The sequence below is a fragment of the Stenotrophomonas sp. S41 genome (assembly GCF_016624625.1).
GTDB lineage: Bacteria > Pseudomonadota > Gammaproteobacteria > Xanthomonadales > Xanthomonadaceae > Stenotrophomonas.
In genome coordinates this window covers 1-7,860 of the sequence record NZ_JACVTV010000154.1, presented here as the reverse complement: position 1 = coordinate 7,860, position 7,860 = coordinate 1, and the positions used below count along the sequence as shown (strand labels likewise).

4 protein-coding genes are annotated in these 7,860 nt (G+C 63.0%); all 4 read left to right on the top strand.

What is annotated here, in order from left to right; translation table 11 throughout:
* The first annotated feature begins 109 nt into the window (after positions 1-109).
* The 4 genes from rpoC to fusA all read left to right on the top strand — a co-directional run bounded on the left by rpoC (position 110) and on the right by fusA (position 7,752).
* The gene (gene rpoC / locus IAE56_RS19880) at positions 110-4,333 is read left to right on the top strand and encodes a DNA-directed RNA polymerase subunit beta' (RefSeq protein WP_200753711.1); all 4,224 of its coding nucleotides are present in this window, start codon (positions 110-112) and stop codon (positions 4,331-4,333) included.
* A gap of 284 nt (positions 4,334-4,617) precedes the next feature.
* On the top strand, positions 4,618-4,992 hold the full coding sequence (gene rpsL, locus IAE56_RS19875; RefSeq protein WP_004145320.1) for a 30S ribosomal protein S12: 375 nt from the start codon (positions 4,618-4,620) through the stop codon (positions 4,990-4,992).
* A gap of 12 nt (positions 4,993-5,004) precedes the next feature.
* Entirely contained in the window at positions 5,005-5,472 is a 468-nt protein-coding gene (gene rpsG, locus IAE56_RS19870; protein WP_108767848.1) for a 30S ribosomal protein S7, read from the top strand.
* A 138-nt stretch (positions 5,473-5,610) separates the two neighbouring features.
* Positions 5,611-7,752, top strand: coding sequence for an elongation factor G (gene fusA / locus IAE56_RS19865; protein WP_200753710.1), 2,142 nt, complete (start codon positions 5,611-5,613; stop codon positions 7,750-7,752).
* Positions 7,753-7,860: the final 108 nt, after the last annotated feature.

Genomic DNA, 7,860 nt, shown 5'->3' with positions numbered 1-7,860 from the left:
ATGGAAACTGAACCCCAACTCACCCAGCCGGGGGGGGGGGGCCGCCGCCGCGCCGCTGGCAGTCAACTGAAAGCCCATCGACACAGCATTCCTCCTTCTGGAGAACACCATGAAAGACCTGCTCAACCTCTTCAACCAGCAGCGCCAGACGCTGGACTTCGACGCGATCAAGATCGCGCTGGCCTCGCCGGACCTGATCCGTTCGTGGTCCTTCGGCGAAGTGAAGAAGCCGGAAACCATCAACTACCGTACCTTCAAGCCGGAGCGTGACGGCCTGTTCTGCGCCGCCATCTTCGGGCCGGTCAAGGACTACGAGTGCCTGTGCGGCAAGTACAAGCGCATGAAGCACCGCGGCGTGGTCTGCGAGAAGTGCGGCACCGAAGTGACCCTGGCCAAGGTGCGCCGCGAGCGCATGGGCCACATCGACCTGGCCTCGCCGGTCGCGCACATCTGGTTCCTCAAGTCGCTGCCGTCGCGCATCGGCCTGATGCTGGACATGACCCTGCGTGACATCGAGCGCGTGCTGTACTTCGAAGCCTACGTGGTGACCGAGCCGGGCCTGACCGCCCTGGAGCGCCGCCAGCTGCTGACCGAAGAACAGTACCTGACCGCCCGCCAGGAACACGGTGACGACTTCGACGCCGCCATGGGCGCCGAGGCCGTGTACGAACTGCTGCGCACCATCGACCTGCAGTCGGAAATGACCCGCCTGCGCGAAGAAATCGCCGCTACCGGTTCGGAAACCAAGCTGAAGCGCCTCACCAAGCGCATCAAGCTGATCGAAGCCTTCCTGGAGTCGGGCAACCGTCCGGAATGGATGGTCATGACCGTGCTGCCGGTGCTGCCGCCGGACCTGCGTCCGCTGGTCCCGCTGGATGGCGGCCGCTTCGCGACCTCCGACCTGAACGACCTGTACCGCCGCGTCATCAACCGCAACAACCGCCTGCGCCGCCTGCTCGAACTGAGCGCGCCGGACATCATCGTGCGCAATGAAAAGCGCATGCTGCAGGAATCGGTCGATGCGCTGCTGGACAACGGCCGTCGCGGCCGTGCCATCACCGGCACCAACAAGCGCCCGCTGAAGTCGCTGGCCGACATGATCAAGGGCAAGCAGGGCCGCTTCCGCCAGAACCTGCTGGGCAAGCGCGTCGACTACTCGGGCCGTTCGGTCATCGTGGTCGGTCCGTACCTGCGCCTGCACCAGTGCGGCCTGCCGAAGAAGATGGCGCTCGAGCTGTTCAAGCCGTTCGTCTTCGCCAAGCTGCAGCGTCGTGGCCTGGCCACCACCATCAAGGCCGCCAAGAAGCTGGTCGAGCGCGAAGAAGCCGAAGTCTGGGACATCCTGGAAGAGGTCATCCGCGAACACCCGGTGATGCTGAACCGTGCGCCGACCCTGCACCGTCTGGGCATCCAGGCGTTCGAGCCGGTGCTGATCGAAGGCAAGGCCATCCAGCTGCACCCGCTGGTCTGCACCGCGTTCAACGCCGACTTCGACGGTGACCAGATGGCCGTCCACGTGCCGCTCTCGCTGGAAGCCCAGCTGGAAGCGCGTGCGCTGATGATGTCGACCAACAACATCCTGTCGCCGGCCAACGGCGAGCCGATCATCGTGCCGTCGCAGGACGTCGTGCTGGGTCTGTACTACATGACCCGCTCGCTGGAAAACAAGAAGGGCGAGGGCATGGCCTTCGCCAACATCGCCGAAGTGAAGCGCGCCTACGACAACCGCGTGGTGGAACTGCACGCACGCGTCAAGGTCCGCATCACCGAAGTGGTGACCGACGAAGAAGGCAACAAGCAGAACAAGACCTCGATCGTGGACACCACGATCGGTCGCGCCCTGCTGGCTGAAATCCTGCCGGAAGGCCTGCCGTTCGCGCTGGCCAACACCGAGCTGACCAAGAAGAACATCAGCCGCCTGATCAACTCCAGCTACCGCCAGCTGGGTCTGAAGGACACGGTCGTGTTCGCCGACAAGCTGATGTACACCGGCTTCGCTTACGCGACCCGCGCCGGCGTCTCCATCGGCATCGACGACATGCTGATCCCGGACGAGAAGAAGGGCATCCTCACCGAGGCCGAAGCCGAAGTGCTGGAAATCCAGGAGCAGTACCAGTCGGGCCTGGTCACCGCCGGCGAGCGCTACAACAAGGTGGTCGACATCTGGTCGCGCACCAATGAGCGCATCGCCAAGGCGATGATGGACACCATCGGTACCGAGAAGGTCGTCAATGCCAAGGGCGAAACCATCGACCAGAAGTCGATGAACTCGCTGTACATCATGGCCGACTCCGGTGCGCGTGGTTCGCAGGCGCAGATCCGTCAGCTGGCCGGTATGCGTGGCCTGATGGCGCGTCCGGACGGCTCGATCATCGAGACGCCCATCAAGGCGAACTTCCGCGAAGGCCTGAACGTGCAGGAGTACTTCAACTCCACCCACGGTGCCCGTAAGGGTCTGGCCGATACCGCGCTGAAGACCGCGAACTCGGGTTACCTGACCCGTCGTCTGGTCGACGTCGCGCAGGACGTGGTCATCACCGAGGTGGATTGCGGTACCACCGAAGGCCTGATCATGACCCCGATCGTGGAAGGCGGCGACGTGGTCGAGCCGCTGAAGGATCGCGTGCTGGGTCGCGTGGTTGCCGAGGACGTGTTCCTGCCGGGCAACGACGAAGATCCGATCGTCACCCGCAACACCCTGCTGGACGAAGCCTGGGTCGCCAAGCTGGAAGATGCCGGCGTGCAGACCATCAAGGTCCGCTCGACCATCTCCTGCGAATCGGCCTTCGGTGTCTGCTCGCGCTGCTACGGCCGCGATCTGGCCCGTGGTCACCTGGTCAACATCGGTGAAGCGGTCGGCGTCATCGCCGCCCAGTCCATCGGTGAGCCGGGTACCCAGCTGACCATGCGTACGTTCCACATCGGTGGTGCGGCGTCGCGAGCTGCTGCGGTCGACAACATCACCGTCAAGACCACCGGCTCGGTCAAGTTCAGCAACCTCAAGTCGGTCGAGCACGCCAACGGCTCGCTGGTGGCAGTGTCGCGTTCGGGCGAAATCTCGGTGCTCGATGCCCACGGCCGTGAGCGTGAGCGTTACAAGCTGCCGTACGGTGCGACCATCACCTCGAAGGACGGTGATGCGATCAAGGCTGGCCAGACCGTGGCCAACTGGGATCCGCATAACCACCCGATCGTGTCGGAAGTTGCCGGCTTCATCCGCTTCATCGACTTCGTCGACGGCATCACCGTCATCGAGAAGACCGACGAGCTGACCGGCCTGGCGTCGCGCGAAATCACCGATCCGAAGCGTCGTGGTGCCCAGGCCAAGGACCTGCGCCCGATCGTGCGCATCGTCGACGCCAAGGGCAACGACCTGTCCATCCCGGGCACCGATCTGCCGGCGCAGTACCTGCTGCCGCCGCGTTCGATCGTCAACCTGCAGGACGGCGCCGCAGTGGGCGTGGGCGACGTCGTCGCCAAGATCCCGCAGGAAGCGTCGAAGACCCGCGACATCACCGGTGGTCTGCCGCGCGTGGCCGATCTGTTCGAAGCCCGCAAGCCGAAGGATCCGGCAGTGCTGGCCGAGCGTTCGGGCATCATCAGCTTCGGCAAGGACACCAAGGGCAAGCAGCGCCTGATCATCAAGGACACCGATGGTTCGGAACACGAAGAGCTGATCCCGAAGTACCGTCAGGTCATCGTGTTCGAAGGCGAGCATGTCACCAAGGGTGAAACCATCGTGGACGGCGAGCCGAGCCCGCAGGACATCCTGCGTCTGCTGGGTGTCGAACCGCTGGCTGCCTACCTGGTGAAGGAAATCCAGGACGTGTACCGCCTGCAGGGCGTGAAGATCAACGACAAGCACATCGAGGTCATCACCCGCCAGATGCTGCGCAAGGTCGAGATCACCGACCAGGGCAGCAGCAAGTTCCTGAACGGCGAACAGGTGGAGCGCCAGCGCGTAATCGAGGAGAATGCGCGCCTGTCGACCCGCAACGAGCTGCCGGCGCACTTCGATCCGGTCCTGCTGGGTATCACCAAGGCATCGCTGGCGACCGAATCGTTCATCTCGGCCGCTTCGTTCCAGGAAACCACCCGCGTGCTGACCGAAGCTGCCGTCCGCGGCACCAAGGACAACCTGCGCGGCCTGAAGGAAAACGTCATCGTCGGCCGCCTGATCCCGGCCGGTACCGGTCTGTCGTACCACAGCAGCCGCCGCCGCGGCGCTTCGGGTCTCACCGACTCGGAGATGCAGGCCCTGACCGGCACCCCGGCAGCCGTTGAAGCTCCGGCCGTCGAAGCCGAAGCTGAACAGGCGTCTGGCGAAGAATGAGGTATCAGGTCCGGCCGGTAGAGTCGAGCTTGCTCGACTGCACCGGTCGGCCATTGGGAAAGGGCAGGGGGGATCGTCCGCGATCCACCCGGTCAACCTGAACGGGGTGCACGGAGGCTCCCCAGTAACGTTCCAGGATCAGGAACGGGCTTGAAAGGAGGCGTTTGACTGCTTTCCTGACAGGTTGCTACAATCGTCTGTCTCAGCAGGCCAGAATTTTGGCCTGCTTTAACATTTCCGCATCTCTGGCCGGATTTCCGGCCACCAATCAGAAGAACCTACTGATGGCGACGATCAACCAGCTGGTCCGCAAGCCGCGGCAAGCTACTACGTACAAGAGTGCCTCGCCGGCGCTCGACAAGTGCCCGCAGCGCCGTGGCGTCTGCACGCGCGTTTACACCACCACCCCGAAGAAGCCGAACTCGGCTCTCCGCAAGGTTGCCAAGGTCCGCCTGACCAACCAGGAAGAAGTCATTTCCTACATCGGCGGCGAAGGCCACAACCTGCAGGAGCACTCCGTGGTCCTGATCCGTGGCGGTCGCGTCAAGGATCTGCCGGGTGTGCGTTACCACACCGTTCGTGGCTCGCTCGACGCCGCCGGCGTTGCCAAGCGTCGCCAGGCCCGTTCCAAGTACGGCGCCAAGCGTCCGAAGGCATAAGGAGAGACCACTATGTCGCGTAAGGGTAATACTCCGCAGCGTTCCGTCCTGCCGGATCCGAAGCACGGAAGCGAAACCATCGCCCGTTTCATCAACATGGTCATGCTGAGCGGCAAGAAGTCCGTCGCTGAGAAGATCGTGTACGGTGCCATGGACGTCATCGCCGAGAAGAACGCCAACTCGATCGAGCTGGTGCAGAAGGCTCTGGACAACGTCGCTCCGGCGGTCGAAGTGAAGTCGCGCCGTGTCGGTGGTGCCACCTACCAGGTGCCGGTCGAAGTGCGTGCATCGCGCAAGATGGCCCTGGCCATGCGCTGGCTGATCGACTCCGCGCGCAAGCGTGGTGAGAACACCATGCCGAAGAAGCTGGCTGCTGAACTGATCGACGCCTCGGAAAACCGTGGCGGCGCCATCAAGAAGCGCGAAGAAACCCACCGCATGGCCGAAGCCAACAAGGCCTTCGCCCACTACCGCTGGTGAGTTTGACGGCCTTGTAAAACAGGCAGGGCAGCACCACATCGGTGCTGCCTCGCGGCCCCGGAAGGGCTGCGCCAATCCGAAGGCCGCCGCAAGGCGGCGTTCGGCCATCCGAAATCCAAGAAATCTGAGAGGCTCCCCGTGGCCCGTTCCACTCCCATCGAGCGTTACCGTAACTTCGGCATCATGGCTCACATCGATGCCGGCAAGACCACCACGTCCGAGCGCATCCTGTTCTACACCGGCAAGAGCCACAAGATCGGTGAAGTGCACGACGGCGCCGCCACCATGGACTGGATGGAGCAGGAGCAGGAGCGTGGCATCACGATCCAGTCCGCTGCCACCACCGCGTTCTGGAAGGGCATGGACAAGTCCCTGCCGGAGCACCGCTTCAACATCATCGACACCCCCGGGCACGTTGACTTCACCATCGAAGTCGAGCGCTCGCTGCGCGTGCTCGATGGCGCGGTGTTCGTGCTGTGTGCCGTCGGTGGCGTGCAGCCGCAGTCGGAAACCGTGTGGCGCCAGGCCAACCGTTACAAGGTGCCGCGCATTGCGTTCGTCAACAAGATGGACCGCACCGGCGCCAACTTCTACAAGGTCCGTGACCAGCTGAAGGCCAAGCTCGGCGCTGTCGCCGTGCCGATGCAGCTGCCGATCGGTGCCGAGGACGGCTTCAAGGGCGTCGTCGACCTGCTGAAGATGAAGGCCATCCATTGGGATGAAGCCTCGCAGGGCATGAAGTTCGAGTACGGCGACATCCCGGCCGACCTGCAGGAAAAGGCTGAAGAAGCCCGTACCTTCATGATCGAAACCGCGGCTGAAGCCAGCGAAGAGCTGATGGAAAAGTACCTGGGCGGCGAAGAGCTGGCCGAGGCTGAAATCATCAACGCGCTGCGTACCCGTACCCTGGCCACCGAAATCGTCCCGATGTACTGCGGTTCGGCGTTCAAGAACAAGGGCGTGCAGGCCATGCTGGACGGCGTGATCCAGCTGCTGCCGTCGCCGGTCGACGTGCCGGACGTGACCGGTACCGACGTGGATGACGAAAACGTCGCCATGACCCGCAAGTCCGACGACAAGGCTCCGTTCTCGTCGCTGGCCTTCAAGATCATCACCGACCCGTTCGTCGGCGCGCTGACCTTCTTCCGTGTCTACTCGGGCACCCTGAACGGTGGCGACACCGTCCTGAACTCGGTGAAGGGCAAGAAGGAGCGCATCGGCCGCATCCTGCAGATGCATTCGAACAACCGCGAAGAAATCAAGGAAGTTCTGGCTGGTGACATCGCCGCTGCCGTGGGCCTGAAGGACACCACCACCGGTGACACCCTGTGCTCGATCGACCAGCCGATCATCCTGGAGCGCATGACGTTCCCGGAACCGGTGATCTCGATGGCTGTCGAGCCGAAGACCAAGTCGGACCAGGAAAAGATGGGTCTGGCCCTGGGCCGTCTGGCGCAGGAAGATCCGTCGTTCCGCGTCAAGACCGACGAAGAATCCGGCCAGACCATCATCTCGGGCATGGGCGAGCTGCACCTGGACATCATCGTCGACCGCCTGAAGCGCGAGTTCAACGTTGAAGCCAACGTCGGCGCGCCGCAGGTTGCCTACCGCGAAACCATCACCCTGGCCGACGTCAAGTCGGACTACAAGCACGCCAAGCAGTCCGGTGGTAAGGGTCAGTACGGTCACGTCGTGATCGAGCTGTCGCCGATCACCGCTGAAGACCGCGCCGATGCGAAGATCGCTCCGCTGATCAAGGACGACTTCCTGTTCATCAATGACATCACCGGCGGCGTGATTCCGAAGGAATTCATTCCTTCGATCGAAAAGGGCCTGCGCGAAACCATCACCAGCGGTCCGCTGGCTGGCTTCCCGGTGGTGGACGTGAAGGTCAAGCTGGTCTTCGGTTCGTACCACGACGTCGACTCCTCGGAAATGGCGTTCAAGCTGGCATCGTCGATGGCCTTCAAGCAGGGCTTCGCCAAGGCCAAGCCGGTGCTGCTGGAGCCGATCATGAAGGTCGAGATCGTGACCCCGGAGGATTACCAGGGTGACGTGATGGGCGACGTGAGCCGTCGTCGCGGCGTGCTGCAGGGTTCCGACACCACTGGTGACGGCTCCGCTTCGATCATCAACGCGATGATCCCGCTGGGTGAAATGTTCGGTTACGCCACTGCGCTGCGTTCGCAGACCCAGGGCCGCGCCACCTTCACCATGGAATTCGACCATTACGAGCCGGCGCCGAACAACATCGCCGAAGCCGTCATGAAGAAGGGCTGAGCCTCGCTCAGCCTCTCCTGAAAACACTTACGACAATCAAGGGATACAACAATGGCAAAGGGTAAGTTCGAGCGCACCAAGCCGCACGTCAACGTCGGCACCATCGGT

Coding starts and splice junctions, on each gene's coding strand:
- rpoC (WP_200753711.1), top strand. CDS start 110: ATGAAAGACCTGCTCAACCTCTTCAACCAGCAGCGCCAGACGCTGGAC.
- rpsL (WP_004145320.1), top strand. CDS start 4,618: ATGGCGACGATCAACCAGCTGGTCCGCAAGCCGCGGCAAGCTACTACG.
- rpsG (WP_108767848.1), top strand. CDS start 5,005: ATGTCGCGTAAGGGTAATACTCCGCAGCGTTCCGTCCTGCCGGATCCG.